The sequence below is a fragment of the Prosthecobacter sp. genome (assembly GCF_044373815.1).
Lineage (GTDB): Bacteria > Verrucomicrobiota > Verrucomicrobiia > Verrucomicrobiales > Verrucomicrobiaceae > Prosthecobacter.
On record NZ_JBIPNG010000016.1, the window covers coordinates 14809 to 32302 of the forward strand.

Below are 17494 nucleotides of genomic sequence, written 5' to 3' on the forward strand. Positions count from 1 at the left end.
TGGAGCCCCGGAGCTGAATCAAATCCGGTTTGGGTCGATCACAGCACTTGAGCATTGCCCGTCGCATCCTAGAATCACGCACTCGTCCCCATGTTTTTCCTCACCCCCCGCTACCTCAAGCATGCCAAGCTCCTGCACAAGGGCGTGACGCGCTTCATCAACTACAAGCGCGACATCCTGCCGCCGGCCAAGCTGGATGAGATCACGGCTTTGCGCAGCAGCCTGGAGGACGCCATGCGCGCCAGGGACAAGGCGCGCATCAGTGCCTTGAACGATGAGATCAACAAGGCCTGTGAAAAGGCGCTGCCGCACGTGGAGCATTCGGACATCGGCGAAAATGTGGAGGTGTTCTTTGTCGCCATCGTCATCGCGCTGGGCATCCGCAGCTACATCGCGCAGCCGTTCAAAATTCCCACCGGCTCCATGCAGCCGACTCTTTATGGGTTGGTCGCGAATCATACCGATCAGGATGTGACGCCGAATCTTTTTGTGCGGTGCAAGGACTGGGTGGCTGGTCGCAGCTACTACAATGTCCTGGCCACTCGTTCGGGTTTCCTGCGTAAAGATGGGCCTCCTCTGACGGAGCACAGCTACCTCGGTTTTTTCGCGCACTGCCGCCTGCATTTTGAAGATGGCGGCACGCAGTGGATCTGGGCGCCCATGCGTCAGCTTGCCACCGACCCGGATGGTTTGAATCTCGGGATGCAGCGTTACCTGAATCTTCCCGTCAGCGCAGACGGCCAGAACATCACCCCCGATGCGCGGGTGGAGCAAAAGCTCGGGGAATCAGGCGGGACTTATGTCACCGAAGGCCAGTTGCTGGCGCGAGGCACTCTGGACACCGGGGACCACGTTCTGGTGAACAAATTTGCCTACAACTTCCGCCGTCCAACCCGAGGCGAGGTGTTCGTCTTCACCACGAAAAACATTCGCAGCCCTTACATGCGGGTGAGCGTTGAAGAGGGCTCGCAGCATTACATCAAGCGGCTCGTGGGTGTGCCGGGAGACCGGCTCGAAGTCAAATCACCCGTGCTGTGGGTGAACGGCAAACCTACTGGGGAGTTTGGCATGAAGCGCGTGGGGGCTATGGAGGGCCTGTACAAAGGCTACGGCAACTTCGGCTTCCTTTCGGACGGCACCGTGCGCGAGCTGAGCAACCGTGACAACGCTCGCGAATACTGGGCCATGGGAGACAATAGCTACAACAGTTCCGACAGCCGCTACTGGGGCTCAGTGCCTGAGCGCAATCTCGTCGGGCCCGGATTGTTCTGTTACTTCCCGCTGGGACGGAACTGGGGCCTGATCCGGTAGTTGTGTTGATTTACGCGGGGGACTTGCCCCCGCGTCGAAGCTCAGTCTTACAGACCTTCCTGCCGGAGGAAGTTCTCCACCCAGGTGATGTCGTACTGGCCGTTCTGGAAGTCGGAGGTGGTCATGATCTGGCTTTGCAGCGGGATCGTGGTCTTGATGCCTTCGACCGTGAACTCGCCGAGCGCACGGCGCATGCGGCGGATGGCGATCTCACGTGTGGCACCGGTGACGATGAGCTTGGCGATCATCGAGTCATAATACGGCGGCACGGAATAGCCGGAATAGACGTGAGTGTCCACACGGACGCCACGGCCACCCGAGGTGTACCAGAGATTGATCTTGCCGGGGCTGGGGGCGAAGTTGCGGGCAGGATCCTCTGCATTGATGCGGCACTCAATGGCATGGCCACGAGGCTGGGCATCCACCACGTGCTCACTGAGAGGCAGGCCGGCGGCGATGCGGATCTGCTCCTTGATCAGGTCACAGCCATACACTTCTTCCGTGATTGGATGCTCCACCTGGATGCGGGTGTTCATCTCCATGAAGTAGAAGTTTTCGCACTTGTTATCGACGAGGAACTCAATGGTGCCGCAGTTCTCGTAACCGATCTCCTTGCAGAGCTTCACCGTGGCATCGCCCATGCGCTTGCGCATTTCGGGAGAGATTTTCGGGGAAGGGCACTCTTCGATGATCTTCTGATTGCGGCGCTGCATGGAGCAGTCGCGTTCACCAAGGTGAACGACGTTGCCATGGGAGTCGGCCACGACCTGGAATTCGATGTGGTGAGGCTTTTCGACGAGCTTTTCCATGTACATGGAGCCGTCGCCAAAGCATTTCATGGCTTCCAGGGAAGCAGCCTGGAAGCTGGACCTCAAAGTGGCTTCATTGAGCACCGGGCGCATGCCGCGTCCTCCACCACCGGCGCTGGCCTTGACCATGACGGGGTAGCCGATCTTGCGGGCCCACTCGAGAGCCTCCTCCTCAGTCTGAATGATGCCGTCAGAGCCGGGGGTGATCGGCATGCCTGCCTTCAGGGCCGTTTCACGCGCCACGTTCTTGTCGCCCATCATGCTGATGACGCGGGCGGAAGGCCCGATGAACTTGATTTTGCACTGGTCGCACACCTCGGCGAATTCGGCCTTCTCAGAGAGGAAGCCGTAGCCGGGGTGAATGGCGTCAACGTTGGCAATTTCCGCCGCGCTGATGATGCGGCTCATTTTCAGGTAGCTCTCGGAGCTTGGACCGGGGCCGATGCAGATGGCTTCATCGGCCAGATGAACGTGCATCGAATCGACATCGGCTTCGGAATAAACAGCGACGGTTTTGACATCGAGTTCTTTGCAGGCACGAATGACGCGGAGAGCGATTTCACCACGATTGGCAACGAGGACTTTTTTGAACATGAGGGATCGGAATGTAGAAGAAATCTGCTTGGCTTGACCATTGGCAGGCCCCACTCGGCGGGACCTGGACGTCAAGACAGGGGCAGGGATGGCAATCAGGCTTTCAACTCGAACAGTGGCTGGCCATACTGGACGGGCTTGCCATCTTCCACGAGAACGCGGGCAATCGTGCCACGCACTCCTTCTGGCTTGATTTCATTCATGACCTTCATGGCCTCGATGATGCAGACGATGCTGTTTTCGCCGACGCTGTCGCCGATGTTGGCGAGGGCCTTTTCCCCAGGAGCGGTGCTGCGATAGAATGTGCCCACCATCGGAGAATTGATGGTCGGTCCCATGGCTTCGGAACCGGCGGCAGCTGGTGCGCTGGCGGCAGCGGCTGGCGCGGGGGCTGCTGCAGCGGCAGGAGCCGGGGCGGAGGCATAGGAGACGTGGGAACCAGAGGACACGGGCATGCTCTGGAGCAGTTCTTTGACAGCCTCCAGATCAGAACCACGGCGGAGTTCGAGTTTGGCGCCTTTTTGCTCGCTGTGAAAATAGGTCAGGTTGTTCTCAGCCATGAGTCCGACGATTTCGCGGATCTGTTTGAGGTCGTAGGCTGAGGACGAAGGGGCGGCGGGGGCTGCTGGTTTGGTAGTGGTACGTTTGGCCATGTCGGGAGAAGTGTGTCAACGGACGGAGGACGATCATACAAACTCCGCCCGAGGTGGCAACCATAAAGGCATTCTTGACTTTCAGGTTCCAATCTGGCAGCCGCGATCAGGGGAGGCGGGGAAATTTGGAAAAATCAGGCTTCCGCTTCTCCACATAGGCGTTTTTGCCCTCTTTCGCCTCTTCGCTCATGTAATAGAGCAGCGTGGCGTTTCCGGCGAGGTCCAGCAGCCCCATCTGGCCGTCGCAGTCCGCGTTCAGGGCGGATTTGAGGCAGCGCAGGGCCAGCGGGGAGTGCTGGAGCATCTCGCGGCACCATTTGACCGTTTCTTCTTCCAGCTGGTCCAGCGGGACGACCGTGTTCACCAGGCCCATTTCCAGCGCCTGTTTGGCGTCGTACTGGCGGCAGAGGTACCAGATTTCACGTGCTTTCTTCTGGCCGACGATTCGGGCGAGGTAGCTGGAGCCGAGGCCGCCGTCGAAACTACCAACCTTTGGCCCGGTCTGGCCAAAGCGCGCATTGTCTGCAGCGATGGTCAGATCACACACGATGTGGAGCACATGCCCGCCGCCGATGGCGAAACCGGCCACCATGGCGACCACGGGTTTCGGGATCGTGCGGATTTTCCGCTGTACATCGAGGATGTTTAGCCGTGGCACGCCGTCGTCACCGATGTAGCCGGCATCTCCGCGCACCTTCTGGTCACCACCGGAGCAGAAGGCCAGGGGGCCTTCGCCGCAGAGGATGATCACGCCCACGCTCCGGTCCTCATGCACGATTTCGAACGCTTCCAGCATCTCCTTAACCGTCAGCGGCCGGAAGGCATTGCGCACCTTCGGACGGTTGATGGTGATCTTGGCGATGCCATCGCTGGTTTTCTCCAGCTTGATGTCTTTGAAAGTTTTGATCGAAGTCCACATGGGGCGAGAGGGGAAGTTGACGGTTGTTTGCGGTTGTTGACGATTGCTTACAGTGGTTTGGCAAACAATCGTAAACGACCGTCAACCACTGTAAACCATGTCAACTTAGCCTCAGGCGAAGCTCGTGAAGGTGCGCAGTTCGGCAATGCGTGCTGCGATGTCCGCCTGCGTCACGGTCTGCAGCTTGTGCGTGCTGAAGGCTTCGCAGGTGTAGCTGGCGGTGACGCTGCCGTGTACGACGGCGGTCTTCAGATCTTCGAAGGTCGGCTTGGTCTTGCCGTTGGCGGCGAGCCAGCCGGACAAACCACCGAGGAAGGAATCTCCGGCGCCAGTCGGGTCAAACACGCTGTGGAGGGGGTAGGCGGAACAGGCGAAGAATTCCTCCGGCTTCTCTCCAAAGAGGAAGCTGCCGTGCTCGCCACGCTTCACGATGACGAAGCGCGGACCCTTGGCCTGCAGCTTGCGCCCGGCTTCCACGAGGTTGGTCGTGCCTGCGAATTCCTTGGCCTCGCCGTCATTGATGACGAGGAGGTCGATGCGCTTGAGCACTTCATGCAGGCGCTCATTGGCGATGTTGATCCACAGGTCCATCGTGTCGGCGGTGACGAAGTCGGCCTGAATCTGGTCGAGCATCTGCATCTGGTTGTCGGGGCTCATGTTCGCGGCCACGGCCACCTTGGCGGCTTTGGCGGCGGCGGGCAGCTTGGGCTGCCACGCCTCCAGCACATTGAGGCCCACCTTGTGGGTGGTGCGGCTGTTCATGTCTTCATGGTATTCGCCGGTCCAGGTGAAGGATTCACCGTCGCTGCGCTCCAGGCCTTCCAGCGTGATGCCGTGGGAGGCCAGCATGTCGAGATGCGGTTTTGGGAAATCATGACCAATCACGCCCACCAGATGGATCGGCTGGCAGAAGATGCTGGCGGCCAGCGCCGCATAGCTGGCGGAACCTCCGAGCAGGTTTTCCTGCGCATCCTGCGGGGTTTTGACATTGTCGAGGGCGACGGTTCCAGCGATGACGACTGACATGAGCGTGTATTTGGTTAGATAAGGTGTAATAGTTAGTCCTTGCCTCGCAGGCGGTGGACTTTAACGGTACAGCTGCCAGCGGGGACGCGGATTATCGGTTCCACCTCCGCTGTGTCAATTGCCACTCCGCCACTCTTTCATGCGTCTCAGTCTCTGCTTTTTCATGCTGATCCTCCTTCCCGTGGCGACGGGGGTGCATGCATGGCTGTTTTGCCGTGAAAATCTCCCCAGGCTCACCCAGGAGGCCGTGGCGCGCCTGAAGGCCGCCGGGGTACGGGATCCCGTCGTGGATGTGCGCTTTTTCGACCTCGCTGTCAGCGGTGAAGCGCCGGATCCGCCCGCACGCCAGCAGGCGCTGGCATCCATCCGCACACTGGGGCCTTTGCGTCTGCAGCCCGGTGCGGAGCGCATTCACGTGAAGGCCAGTCTCAGTGCCCAATTGGACCAGAGCACCCTCCGCCTCAGCGGCTGGTTTCCAGATGGGGATGAAACTGGCAATGTGCGCCGCCTCCTCGCCGATCTGCGCCCCGATCTCGTCATCAATACCGAAGAACTGCACTCCTCCCCCGAAGTGCTCTGGCCGGAGGGAGTCAAACCGCCCTTCACCGCCAGCAGCCCGCTGCTCAAGCCGATCATCGACACCTTGCGCGTGCCTGCGGAGCTGCACATCAGGGCCAAAGGCGATGCCATCGTGCTCAGCGGACTGCTGCCTGACACGGCATTGAAGGCGGAGCTGGTGGCCGCGCTCGCGGAAGTGGCCGGCGCGCGGGTGGTGGATCCCACCGGACTCCAGGCCAGCCCGCATGTGCTGCCTGCCGCCTTTGCCAAAACACAACTGCTCTCGGCCTTTGTGAACAGTTTTTTCTCCCTTCCCCCGCCTCGCACCTTCGACATCCAGAGCGATGGCATCCCGCATCTCACGGGGATGGCGACTCGGCAGCTGGAAAGTGTTTGGCTGGCGTTGTTACGGCCCGTCACCGGCGCTGCCAAGGTTGATGCGCAGTTCACGCTGGTGCCCTCCCTATATCATTTTCCCGGGTATCAGATTCAGTCCAAGCTGCCCCCCGACACCCTTGATTCATTGCGTAAGGTCTTGAGCGACTGTGTGATCGTGTTCGATCCCGGCTCGGCGCAAATTCCGCCGCTGGAGCAGGCCAAACTCGCCGCCCTGGCATCCACCTTGCTCGCCGCTGGGCCTAGTCTCGGGCTTGTCATTGGTGCCCACCCAGATCCCGCCGGACCCGAGAATGCCGAAAAAGAAATCAGCAAAGCCCGCGCCGAAGCCGTGCAGTCCTTCCTTGTGGAGCAGGGCGCGCCCACCATGGACATTCATGCCTTGGTGTTTGATCCCGTGCCCGCTGGTTCGCCTGCGGCTCGTGCCAGCCCTCGTTGTGTCGAACTCCTTATCAAATAGCTGCCTATGAAATTCGACTTTGAATCCCTTTCTTCTGAGCCGCTGTTTTACATGCTCATGCACAGCGGTGCCTTTGTCAGTGTGCTGGGATTCATCTTCTTCGTCGTCGGCATGCTGTTTGGCTATGCGACCTGGGGCCGCTACAAGCGGCAGACGCGTCTGCTGCTCGGTGAGGCATCCTCCTTGAAGGATGAAATTGCCAATTTGAAACGCAAAGTGGGGGATCACTCCATCTTGTCCGGTCCTGCTGTCGCAATGGCGACTGAGACCATTCACATGCCCAAAAAAGAGGCCCCAGTTGCCGCTGAGACCGCCCCTGCCGTCAAGGAAGATAACATGGCCAAGCGCGACATTCATCTGCCTGCCACGGTGCCTCAGCCGGACGCGTCGCTCGTGGAACCCGCCGCCCCGGAGAGTGTCCCGACGCCGGAATCACCACCCGCAGTGCCGGCGGAGCCACGTGCCGAATCTGCTACGACAGGCATCACACCTTTCGCTTCCGAACTGCCGCCGCCTGCACCACATGCATCGCCGCTCGCTGCCATCATTTCCGCACCGCACGCCAAAGAAGAATCTGAGAACGGTGTGCATGCGCCTGCCGCACCGGTAGGGCTGGTGCTAGCCGACACCCTTCCCTCATTGACCGAGCTCTTGCTGCCTGCCCTGCCTGAACTGGAAGTGCCGCCTCAGCTCGAACTGAAGCTCGATCCCCAGCCCAATTCCGAACTCGATCCCAAGCTCGGCCTCATTTACAAGACCCAGCCTGAAAACGTGGACAACCTCACCGAGATTGAAGGCATCTCTCTGGTGCTCGCGCAGCGTCTCCACGACATCGGCATTTACACCCATGCGCAGATCGCCGCCTGGGATGAAGATCGCGTCAAAGAGTTCTCCGCCCGCCTCGCCTTCAAAGACCGCATTTACCGTGAGCGCTGGGTGGAGCAGGCCAGGAAGCTGGTGACCGCGCCTGTCACTGTCTGAGTCAGCTCTGAATCTGCAGATGATGCGCAATCACTGTGCGACTCCCGCAATCAGCAATGGGCAGTTGTTCCTGCGTTCCGCGAGGACGCTGTATTTCATTGGGGAGTGAAGGGGGGCGGACAAGGCATCACTCATATCAGCGGATTCCAAACCTTCTGAAATCCAAATCCCTCAAAGTCCTTCACTTTGGCCGTGGCGAATTCAGTGACGCCGAAGGCGCGCAGGCAAAGAGCCGTGCGGGTGTCGTAGATGCGACGGCGGGCGATGCCAGGGGTGGCGGCTTGCTGCCAGAGATCAGCGTGAACTTCGCGGCTGGTGGGAGGAAAGCCGAGGATTTTCCAGCGCGGATGCTGGCGGTAGCTTTGGATGACACGCACCGCATCAGGCGCGGTGAGAGGCTTCTTTAACACAGTTGGATTGCGAAGCAGCAGGTAGAACTCGGTGAGTACAAACTCACTCAGGGCTACGCTCTCACTTGCCGACATGGAGGTGATGAATGCGAGGGCGCGGTCGTGTTCGGGAGCTGCCTCGCTGTAGGCGTAAAGCAGGAGGTTGGTATCAATCGAGAGCATGGCGCGTGTTGGGGGATCAGGCCAGTCGCGGATCGGCGTCGGCAAAGGCGGCGTCGCGGAGTTGGGCTGCGCTCAAGCCTTTCCAACCGACTTTGCCGGAAGTCGGAGGGGCCCAGGCCGTGGTTTGCTGCTCGGGTGGTTCGGGATAGACTTGCAGCAACAACTCGGCAGCACGACGGAAGGTTTCCGCCAGGGACCACTCGCGTTGCTTGGCGAAGCTGCGGAGTTCACGAAACAACTCCTCAGGTACTTGGATCTGTGTCTTGGGCATACCTGCAATTAGCCAGTTCCATCAATTTAATGTCAAGAGGTTGGTTCCACCCAACGCCCCTCACCTCCACTCATGCTTCGGATATCGCCCACGTAGCTGCGCCTTCACCGCCGGATACCCCTCGCGCCAAAACCTCCCAATATCGCCCGTTGTTTGAATCGGGCGCTGTGCGGGTGATAGCAGATGCACCGTGACGCTGATCCGCCCCGCAGCCACCTTCGGGTTTTCGTTCACATCGTACATGTGCTGGAGCACGGCGCTGACGCTCGGCGGCTGCTTTTCGTCATAGACGATACGGGCGGTTTTGCCGTTTTTAAGGGGGTAGCGTTCGGGGGCGTATTTGTCGAGCATGTCGCGCTGCGAGTGGCTGAGCCACTGGTGCAGGGCAGGGAAGATGTCTTTGTCCTTGAGCTGGCGGTAGGCGATGCAGCCGGTGCAGACCTGCTCGATGATGAGATGGCGGTCCTCCTCGCCGATGGCGGGGATTTCGAGGTCGGGCATCCACTTGGAGAGGCAGTTCACGCGGGTGATCCACTGCTCGATTTTGTCGTTCCAGTTGGTGAGTTGCAGGCGCCCGGCGATGACTTCGGCGGCGAGCAGGCTGGCGGCGGTGGATTCATCGGGCTCACCACGTTCGCGGCTGCTGAGCACGAGGCTGCGGAAGCGGACTTCCTCCAGATTCATCACGCGGCGGTTTACGGCATCATAGGCGGCGCGGGAGGCGGTGGTGAAGTCTTCGGGGAAGAGCTCGCGCAGCCAGTCCTCTTCGATGCGTGTGCAGTTGTTGAGCTGCACGGTCAGCGCCTTGCCCTGCACCTCGACGATCTCGGCGGCGACGATGAGGCGAGGCGGGCGGATGTGCGCATCTTTGCCAAGGTGGCCGCTGTACCCACCGGCCAGACGGTAGATGCGGCTGCCAGTACTGGTCTCCACGCCGAGGTGATCGCTGAAGGCGGCGAGCAGCATCTTTGCTAATGCGGTGGGATCGGCGACTTCGTCCTTGATCGGCAGGCCGGAGCGTTTCGCGAGCTGGAGGAACTGATCGGCGCTGCGTGCGGCTTCGCGTGAGGCATTGGCATGGATGCCGTAGCGGGCGCAGTCATCGGGGTTGAAGTTCGTGGCCTCGGCACGAGCAAAGGCGCGCAGAATAGCTTGGAACTCCGTCACGTCATCGTGCTCCCAGAGGTCTTCGCTTTTGTGTGAGGCGTTGTTTTTGCCGATGAGCAAAATGTCGCGCCCTTGTGCTGCGGCAGCGCATAGCGTGGCTTCGCGCAGGCATCCATATTGCGCAGCAGCGAGCAGCATGCGCGCAAAGCGCGGGTGCAACGGGAAGCGGCTCATCTGCCTGCCCAGCGTGGTGATGCGGCCTTCATGATCCAGTGCGCCCAGATCGTGCAGCAGATTCTCTGCACGCGACATGGAGGCGGGTGTCGGCGCTTCAAACCAATCAAACGGCTCCCGCGAAAGGACCCGCAGTGCGAGCAGGGCTTCGCTCAAATCAAGACGCTGCACTTCGGGCAGTTCGCTTTCAGGACGCAGCAGGTGATCGCGTTGCGTCCAAAGACGCACGGCGATTCCGGGGCCGAGGCGGCCTGCACGTCCGGCGCGCTGCTCCGCGGAGGCGCGGCTGATTTTTTGCACTGTGAGGGTGTTGATGCCACGGCGCGGATCATACGAAGCTGTGCGCGCCTGACCGCCATCCACCACGGCGCGCACGCCTTCGATGGTGAGCGATGTTTCCGCCACGTTCGTGCTGACGATGATCTTCGGCTGCTCGCCGGGCGTGACGGCGGCGTCCTGATCCTGCGGTGTGAGTTCCCCGTGCAGCGGTACCACGCGCCGACCACGTGCAAAGCTGCGGCCTTGAATGGCGGCGATGGTCTTGCGGATTTCATGACCGCCGGGCATGAAGACGAGCATGTCGCCGCTAAAACCGGGGGAAAGCGCGAGGTCTTCGCAGGCGCGTGCGGCCTGATCCCAGATCGGTTCTGGGTAGCCGGTCTTGAGCTGCAACGGGGCCTGATAGCGTACCTCCACGGGGAAGGTGCGGCCTTCGGATTCGAGCAGCTTGGACGGCTGCATGAAATCCACCAGCGGCCCTGGCACCAGAGTGGCGGACATGACGATGATCTTCAAATCCGGCCGCCGCGTGCGCTGAAGCTGCCGCGCAAAGGCGAGCACGAGATCGCCATCCAGATGCCGCTCATGGAATTCATCGATGCAGATGCAGCCCACGCGTTCAAGCTGCGGATCTTCGAGCATCTGCCGCAGCATGACGCCCTCCGTCACATAGCTCAGCCGAGTCTCCTTGCTGGTGATGTTTTCAAACCGCACCTGATAGCCCACCTCGCCACCGAGGCGTGCATTGCGCTCACGCGCCACACGCTGGGCCAGCATGCGCGCGGCGATGCGGCGTGGCTGCAGCACGATGCAGCGTTTGCCCTCGGCCAGCAGGCCGGAGTCGAGTACGAATTGCGGGATCTGCGTGGATTTGCCCGAGCCCGTGGGCGCTTTGATCAGCAGATTCGGCAGCGCCGGATCCAGCAGAGCGGCGGTGAAGGTCTGGCGGAGTTCAAAGATGGGAAGCGGAGCGGACATGTGTGTGGAGCGCGCATCCATGACGCATTCTGCTCTCCGGTCGAATGCTGATTCACAGAATCAAATCTCCGTGCCCGGCTCTGGCTCGCCTTTGAAGGTGCCGGTGCCAACGAGTCGCTCAAAGATGGGGCTGGCCATGAGAGTGGTGATGACGGCCATGATCGCCAGCATGGCAAAGATCTCGGCGGAGATGATGCCTTTTTGCAGACCGATGTTGATGATGATGAGTTCCATGAGTCCACGCGCATTCATGAGGACACCGATGCCCATCGCTTCCTTATTCGAGATGCCTGAGGCGCGCGCTGCGGCCCAGCAGGCCACGCCTTTACCAAAAATCGCAGCCAAGAGCACTGCTCCGCAGAAGAGCCAAAGTGTTGGGCTGTTGAGCAAACCAAGACGCGTGTTCAGTCCGGAGAAGGTGAAGAACAGCGGCAGAATGAGTGCGACGGCCAATGGCTGCGTGCGCTCGATGAGTGTGCGGCTCACCACTCCGCGTGGCATGGCGCTGCCCATGACAAAGGCACCAAACACGGCATGCAGCTCGATGTAGTCCGTCCACCAAGATCCGAAGCACATCAGCGCCAGGAAGAAGGCGTACTCGCTATCACTGAGCTTGCCTCGAGCCTCGATGGCGGCGGCATATCGAGCGAGAATTGGACGAATGATCAAATGCGCGACCGCTACGTAAGCGATACCACCACCGATGCTCAACATGGCATGCGACATGTCACCATTGAAGCTGGCCAGCACGACGGCGAGCATGCCCCAGGCTGCCGCATCGTCGATGGCACCAGCGCCGATGGCCACCGTGCCCATGGTGGTGCCTGCGAGTCCTTTGAAGTGGATGATGCGCGCCAACATCGGGAATGCCGTGATGCACATGGATGCGCCCATGAAGATCATGGCGTTCTGCATCGAGGTAGCCTTGGGGAAGAGTGCGGTGTGATTCCACAAGAACCAGCCCAGCCCTGCGCCGAGTATAAACGGAGCCGCCATGCCGGCAAAACTCACGGCGACGGAACTGCCAAAGCGCTTGCGCACAATGTCCATGCGAAACTCGAGACCGACGATGAACATGTACAGCGCCAAACCGAGCTGTGAGACCGGAAAGAGCACCTTCATCGAGTCTTTGGGAAACAAAGCCTCACTCCATGCTGGTGCGAGCGCTCCCAGCAACGATGGCCCCAAACAAACACCTGCAATCATCTCCGCCACAACCTGCGGCTGGCCGAAGCGAGAGGCGATGATGCCGACGACACGGCATATGATCAAGATGATGCCGAGTTGAAGGAAGAACTGAATGGCGAGTTGGAGATTGGTCATAAGGGGATCAATAATTGAGCGTGAGCATTAAATAGGCGAAGTCAGCATCGTCACTGGCACCTGTGCTGGCGAGGTAAGCACCGGCAAAGAAGTGCGAGTAACCAAAGAGCATGTCGAGATGCTGCGAGAGCTTGGCATTCACCGTGAAGTCGAGTTCGCAGCCAGCGTGGTTGTTCGCGTTCGGATTGATGGCGCGCACGCGTGTAGTGCCATTGGCGCGATACCAGGCATCGCCTGTCGTCGCTAGCCAGAAGGAGTGGAAGTCGAGCGTGGTCTTCACCTTCGGGTGCGGTTGCGCGGCGAGTCGCAGCACGAGATTGTGCATGTTTTGCCACGAAAAAGTGTCCATGAAGCCATACGGCGGATGATTCGTGGGGAACAGATTCTGGAAGGTGTGAACGCGGCCGTCATTCGGATCGCTATCGCCACTGCCTGCGCTGTATTCGAGTGCGACACGCGGCTTCCACGATGATTTGAGCCAGTTGTAGCCGCCTTCGAGGTGGTAAGCATAGGCGCTGAGTGGTCGGCCATTCACACGACCACCTTGGCCGACGAGTTCGACGGTGTAATCCCAACCAGCAAGTTTGGTGGGGTCACCTTTGTGCCGGGTGCCTAGCGTGATGAAGTTCGAAGTGCCGGTGAGGTTTTCTTCGTGCAGGTGAAATGCGTAAAGGTCGGTGGTCTGGAAAGGTAGGAAGTGGCTGCTGTAGTAAATGCCGCTGAAGAACTCGTTCCGTGTCGCGGTGTTGTCCAGCCAGTCAGACACGTTGAATTGCGAACGGCGGATGCGCACGACGCTGGAAGTGAAGGCATCGAGCGACCAAGTCTTTGCCTGATAGTGAAACTTCACTGCGTCAAAGGTGCGGCTGAAGTTCAGCCACTCCAGCGGGCCGACGAGACGTTCATCGCCATAGGCGAGCACCTGCCGGCCAATCTTGAGTGTCGTTTGATTCGCGTGACCGAATTCAACACTGGCGAGTCTCAGATCGATGGCGTCGTCGCCCTCAGCACCATTTTGCAGTGGGATATTGGCGCGTTTCGAGAAAGCTTCGCGGACATCCTGCCCCTGCACGGCAAAGCGAATCCAGTCGGCAGGCTGCCACTCGACTCCGAGACGTATGCGCGTGAGCAGGTAAGTGTCGTCCGTCACCGCGCTGCGGCTGGAGTCGAAGTCATAGACGTTGTTGCGCATCTCGCCGCGGGTGCGTGCCTGGAAGTTCCACTTCAGTTGGTCAGCGATGCCATCCGCCGCCAGTGGAGCGGCAGAGAGAGCAAGGATGGCGATGAAATAGCAAGCGTGGCGCATGAGAGGAATTCCTCTGCCGCAAAAGCACTCGTAAAGAAAATAGACTTTCGCTATGGCTTTTATGCTGGCCCGGCATGCAGCCTCAATATGCAGCCTGAAGGCGGAAGAAGGTGGGGCCAGCGGTGGCAGGCATCTCCACGTCCACTCGCACACGGCCGTCGGGGAGCGTTGTTTCGCTGATGCTGGCTGTGCCAGTCCAAGGGGTGTTTTCCGACTTGGTAGCGATGGGACTCCAGGAGTCTGGCGTCAGATCCGTCGAGAGCTCCACCGTGAGCACATTGCCTTGCGGAAGCGTGGCGGTGCGAGTGAAGGAGTAGCGCAGCACATTCCCACCGCCGACGACGGAGGGTACGCAGCCAGGGGTGGAATCGGGCGCGCGTGGATCACGGCCAAAGAGCTGCTCGAAGATGTTGGGCAGACCGTTGCCATTGAAGTCTTCCCAGGCGGCGCTGTTTGGTGGCGGCCCTGTTTCGCCCTCCAGAATGGGGAATTGGGTCTGGCGCCAGACATCATACGGTGTTTGCAGATTGATCGGGTAATAGGACGATCCTTCCTGCCAGGGGTCGCTGCTGTAGAGGAAGACAGGGAAAATCACTCCCGAGTCAGTGAGCGGCGGCGTCCACTCAAACGTGTCGCCTGGAGCGATGTCGGTGCTGGTGGCCACGGCGTTGCCATTGCGAGTCAGGGTGCCGTACGAGTTGAACAGGCGTAGGGGCGTGAGCGTGTCCCCATCATCATCGGTGGCCGGTCCGGTGACGAGCTGGGCGTAGGTGAATGACACGGGCTGCGCACGCAGGCCTAGCAGAGTTGCGGGTTGTGGAATAGACGGTGTGGCATTCAGCAGCGCAGGCTCCATCGAGTCGCCGCCGTTGCTGCCTGCACTGGTGAGTATGAGGTGGCCTCGATAGACTCCCATGGGCACGCTGGCGAGCTTGCGTTGAGCGAGGTCGTGGCGGACGAGTTGCGTGCCTGGATTGGTGCCGTCCGTACGCCAGAGCTGTGTGACGCCGATGTTGGAATCAAACTGACAGGTGGTGAAGTAGAGTTTCCCGCCGAGAGGGATCATCGGACACGGCATGCTGCGATCTGAAGGTGACCAGAACATATTTACAAAGCCTTCCGTGGGCGAGAAGGAGAAGAAAAAGCTGTCAAAACTGGCATTCGTGATCATGAAGACGATTCTGTCCGAGAGAACGGCGAGGTACTCCGGGCGCACTTTGTAGTTATCATTGGTATAGAACACTTCGAAGTCGCTTCCATCCGTGCTCACCAAGCTGCCTGATTGAGTGGTGAAGTAGAATCTGCCCGCGAATTCGACGCCTGCAGGCTTGTTCTTGATGCGGCTGGCTTCCGGTGTGTCAAAAGTCGAGCTGCTGAAGAACACATTGGGACCATCGACAGTATCAGAATCCCATTGGTACATGAGGTGCTGGCTGCCAGTGCCGGGATCGAACCAGAAAATACAGGCGTCGCCGAGCGCCCCTAGAAGCTGTGGATTGAAGATGGATGAAACGGGAGTCTTGAGAGAGGCAGACGTGCCATCCGTGCTCCAAATGACACGCTTGTCAGTGGGTGAGCTGTCTTGTTGGGCCGTGAAATAGAGGTGGCTGCTGCTGGCGGTGAGTTGCGCGATGCCTTTGCCAGCGGGATCCTTGTAGAAGGGGCTGATGGTCGTTACTATGAAGCTGGAATCGAGCGCATTCAGACGCTCGATCGTGCTGTTGTGCTCTTCGACAAAGAACAACTGCCCAGCCGCGACTTTGAGTGCCGTGGCGTTGTATCCCGTCGGACTGTTCACCAATTCAGCGCTGTAGTTTTCGCCGATGATTTCCACCCCGTAGAGCTTCTTCGTGCCGGTGCCGCCCGCTGTGGGGCGGGCGAGCAGGTACAGGCGTCCTTGGAAGGTCACGAGTTGCTCGGGGTCGTAGAGGTCTGTCACTACCGTGGCGCTGTTTTGCTGACCTGTCGGTGTGGTAAACAACCGTCGATCATGACCGTCGTGTCCGGTAAAGAACAGCATGCCTCCCTCTTCGGTGAAGTCGGAACTCAGGCTTGAGGCATTGCTGGCAAAGGAGTCCGATGGCGTGCTCATGGACACAGCGCTTGCCGCATTGTTGGCGTTTGGGAGCCGGTAAAGCGTAGGCTGGGCGTTGGTGTCTCCGACAAAAAGCTGGTCCGAGGTGCCGAAGGGGAAAAAGTTTCTCGGTTTCGCCGATCCACCCGCTGGCGTCGGCACAGTGACCTTCAGGACGTCACCACCGATGATGCGATAAAGTTCTTCCACGTTTGTTTGCGTGGCGATCACGTACGCGGCGTTTCCCATGGGCGTGGTGACGCTCGCATTCCAGACCCGAGAGACCGAGGTGAAGAAGGGCCCCGTGCTAAAGGTGCTGCCCGTTTTGCCATTGGCATAGCGGAAACGAAACTGCGTGGATTCCGGCCTCAGATACGCGAGTTCAGAGCCGGTGACCAGCGTGGGCAGCGTCGTGTTTTGCACGCCCGCATCGCAGAAGCGAAACACCGGCGTGGCTCCGGCCTCGGCATAGTAGAGGTCACGAGCAGAGCCGCTCTGGACCTGGAAGAAGACCCCGGGATTGCCACGGCTCATGATCAAGGCGGTGGGATTGCTGCTGGCCGCGCCAGATGTCACATTCGCTAACAGCGTGGTCGTATCGCTTGTGCCAAGGGTGGTCCATACTTCGCGGCCTTCACTGACCGAGGTGGCGGCGAAGCAGATGCGGTCCGTGCCATTGGAGACGAAGTGACTGGGCTGGCTGTCGCCAGACGCACCGCCGATGTCGAAAAGCTGGCTTTTGATCCCTGAGGAGATTTGATAAAGCCAAGGCTCCTTGTTTTGGTCGATCGTCTGGTAGCAGAGGAAAGTGTTCGTCGCTGCATACACCGGACTTGTCGGTATGGGTGCAGAACTGGTGCGCAGGGTGTCGATTTTACTGGGACTGCCGGCATGGCCAGCCCGATAGAGTTCAACGTAATTGCTGGGAGCACCCAGTCCACGCGCCAGGAAGAAGATGATGGGCTGGCCAGCGAGCACAGTGACCTGGGTGATGGAGCCTGCGGCAAAGATGCCGAGCTTTTGCGGAAGACTCGTGCCATCCGTCACCCACAGCTCGGTGGAGAAACGCTCGCTCGGATTGGTGCCAGTCGCGTCGGTGGTGAACCAAAGATGGCCGTTGCTTGCGCCAAGGATGACCGGCGCGGCATGGGAGTAGCCAGGCTGCACCTCGCCGAGGAAGCCGTAGGTGTTGATATTCGCCGTCGTGTACAATTCGGGGCCATGCACGCCGTTGTCGGCCACATAGACGACATTGCTACCCACGGTGGTGAACTGAGACGGATTGCTGGACTCAGGCCCTGGCCGCACGTCTTTCCAAAGTGAGGCTGATCCAGAGTAGCGCCAGAGTTCCGTTCCGTGTTCCGTGTCCGCCCCTGCAAAAAAGCCCGCGAAGGAATCGCTGGCGCCGGGACCCACGGCAGATTTCTGGATCTGCGCGTTGTTGATGTTGCCGAGGGAAATGAGATTCTGCTGCCCGGCTTGTACGGCGGGGGGGATCAGACAAAAGCTGATCAATAAAGCGAGCGGGGCAGAATTTGGGATCGTGGGCGACATCAAGACGAATTCTGGCTCACTGCTTATCAGACCGGACTCATTCCGAACAGTAAAAAGTGTGTCAAGATAGCGGCAACCCTGATTTGCAT

The 17494-nt window shown here is 59.7% G+C and carries 13 protein-coding genes; 3 read left to right on the top strand and 10 right to left on the bottom strand.

Annotation, left to right across the window (positions count from 1 at the left end; genetic code table 11):
* Positions 1-90: 90 nt before the first annotated feature.
* On the top strand, positions 91-1311 hold the full coding sequence (gene lepB / locus ACIREA_RS02680; protein WP_397380281.1) for a signal peptidase I: 1221 nt from the start codon (positions 91-93) through the stop codon (positions 1309-1311).
* A 47-nt stretch (positions 1312-1358) separates the two neighbouring features.
* Here the strand turns inward: lepB and accC are convergent, their stop codons facing one another.
* From accC to ACIREA_RS02700, 4 genes are all read right to left on the bottom strand, one after another.
* The gene (accC, locus tag ACIREA_RS02685; protein ID WP_397380283.1) at positions 1359-2714 is read right to left on the bottom strand and encodes an acetyl-CoA carboxylase biotin carboxylase subunit; all 1356 of its coding nucleotides are present in this window, start codon (positions 2712-2714) and stop codon (positions 1359-1361) included.
* A gap of 95 nt (positions 2715-2809) precedes the next feature.
* Positions 2810-3367 (bottom strand): acetyl-CoA carboxylase biotin carboxyl carrier protein, encoded by a 558-nt coding sequence (accB, locus tag ACIREA_RS02690; RefSeq protein WP_397380285.1) that lies wholly within the window; start codon positions 3365-3367, stop codon positions 2810-2812.
* Positions 3368-3473: 106 nt separating this feature from the next.
* The gene (gene menB, locus ACIREA_RS02695; protein ID WP_397380287.1) at positions 3474-4286 is read right to left on the bottom strand and encodes a 1,4-dihydroxy-2-naphthoyl-CoA synthase; all 813 of its coding nucleotides are present in this window, start codon (positions 4284-4286) and stop codon (positions 3474-3476) included.
* 111 nt (positions 4287-4397) lie between these two features.
* Positions 4398-5312 (bottom strand): PfkB family carbohydrate kinase, encoded by a 915-nt coding sequence (locus ACIREA_RS02700; protein WP_397380289.1) that lies wholly within the window; start codon positions 5310-5312, stop codon positions 4398-4400.
* A gap of 163 nt (positions 5313-5475) precedes the next feature.
* Here ACIREA_RS02700 and ACIREA_RS02705 point away from each other — a divergent pair, with 163 nt between their 5' ends.
* Positions 5476-6726, top strand: coding sequence for an OmpA family protein (locus ACIREA_RS02705; protein ID WP_397380291.1), 1251 nt, complete (start codon positions 5476-5478; stop codon positions 6724-6726).
* A 6-nt stretch (positions 6727-6732) separates the two neighbouring features.
* Positions 6733-7707, top strand: coding sequence for a hypothetical protein (locus ACIREA_RS02710; RefSeq protein ID WP_397380293.1), 975 nt, complete (start codon positions 6733-6735; stop codon positions 7705-7707).
* A gap of 131 nt (positions 7708-7838) precedes the next feature.
* Here the strand turns inward: ACIREA_RS02710 and ACIREA_RS02715 are convergent, their stop codons facing one another.
* The 6 genes from ACIREA_RS02715 to ACIREA_RS02740 all read right to left on the bottom strand — a co-directional run bounded on the left by ACIREA_RS02715 (position 7839) and on the right by ACIREA_RS02740 (position 17405).
* The gene (locus ACIREA_RS02715) at positions 7839-8279 is read right to left on the bottom strand and encodes a TA system VapC family ribonuclease toxin (protein WP_397380295.1); all 441 of its coding nucleotides are present in this window, start codon (positions 8277-8279) and stop codon (positions 7839-7841) included.
* Between the two features lie 16 nt (positions 8280-8295).
* Positions 8296-8550 carry an antitoxin gene (locus tag ACIREA_RS02720; protein WP_397380297.1) on the bottom strand — a complete coding sequence of 85 codons (255 nt, stop codon included), beginning with the start codon at positions 8548-8550 and terminating at the stop codon, positions 8296-8298.
* 60 nt (positions 8551-8610) lie between these two features.
* On the bottom strand, positions 8611-11148 hold the full coding sequence (gene hrpB, locus ACIREA_RS02725) for an ATP-dependent helicase HrpB (RefSeq protein WP_397380299.1): 2538 nt from the start codon (positions 11146-11148) through the stop codon (positions 8611-8613).
* Positions 11149-11208: 60 nt separating this feature from the next.
* The gene (locus ACIREA_RS02730; RefSeq protein WP_397380301.1) at positions 11209-12471 is read right to left on the bottom strand and encodes a cation:proton antiporter; all 1263 of its coding nucleotides are present in this window, start codon (positions 12469-12471) and stop codon (positions 11209-11211) included.
* A gap of 7 nt (positions 12472-12478) precedes the next feature.
* Positions 12479-13777 (bottom strand): alginate export family protein, encoded by a 1299-nt coding sequence (locus tag ACIREA_RS02735; RefSeq protein WP_397380303.1) that lies wholly within the window; start codon positions 13775-13777, stop codon positions 12479-12481.
* Positions 13778-13859: 82 nt separating this feature from the next.
* Entirely contained in the window at positions 13860-17405 is a 3546-nt protein-coding gene (locus tag ACIREA_RS02740; protein WP_397380305.1) for a hypothetical protein, read from the bottom strand.
* Positions 17406-17494 lie beyond the last annotated feature (89 nt).

Coding starts and splice junctions, on each gene's coding strand:
- lepB (WP_397380281.1), top strand. CDS start 91: ATGTTTTTCCTCACCCCCCGCTACCTCAAGCATGCCAAGCTCCTGCAC.
- accC (WP_397380283.1), bottom strand. CDS start 2,714: ATGTTCAAAAAAGTCCTCGTTGCCAATCGTGGTGAAATCGCTCTCCGC.
- accB (WP_397380285.1), bottom strand. CDS start 3,367: ATGGCCAAACGTACCACTACCAAACCAGCAGCCCCCGCCGCCCCTTCG.
- menB (WP_397380287.1), bottom strand. CDS start 4,286: ATGTGGACTTCGATCAAAACTTTCAAAGACATCAAGCTGGAGAAAACC.
- ACIREA_RS02700 (WP_397380289.1), bottom strand. CDS start 5,312: ATGTCAGTCGTCATCGCTGGAACCGTCGCCCTCGACAATGTCAAAACC.
- ACIREA_RS02705 (WP_397380291.1), top strand. CDS start 5,476: ATGCTGATCCTCCTTCCCGTGGCGACGGGGGTGCATGCATGGCTGTTT.
- ACIREA_RS02710 (WP_397380293.1), top strand. CDS start 6,733: ATGAAATTCGACTTTGAATCCCTTTCTTCTGAGCCGCTGTTTTACATG.
- ACIREA_RS02715 (WP_397380295.1), bottom strand. CDS start 8,279: ATGCTCTCGATTGATACCAACCTCCTGCTTTACGCCTACAGCGAGGCA.
- ACIREA_RS02720 (WP_397380297.1), bottom strand. CDS start 8,550: ATGCCCAAGACACAGATCCAAGTACCTGAGGAGTTGTTTCGTGAACTC.
- hrpB (WP_397380299.1), bottom strand. CDS start 11,148: ATGTCCGCTCCGCTTCCCATCTTTGAACTCCGCCAGACCTTCACCGCC.
- ACIREA_RS02730 (WP_397380301.1), bottom strand. CDS start 12,471: ATGACCAATCTCCAACTCGCCATTCAGTTCTTCCTTCAACTCGGCATC.
- ACIREA_RS02735 (WP_397380303.1), bottom strand. CDS start 13,777: ATGCGCCACGCTTGCTATTTCATCGCCATCCTTGCTCTCTCTGCCGCT.
- ACIREA_RS02740 (WP_397380305.1), bottom strand. CDS start 17,405: ATGTCGCCCACGATCCCAAATTCTGCCCCGCTCGCTTTATTGATCAGC.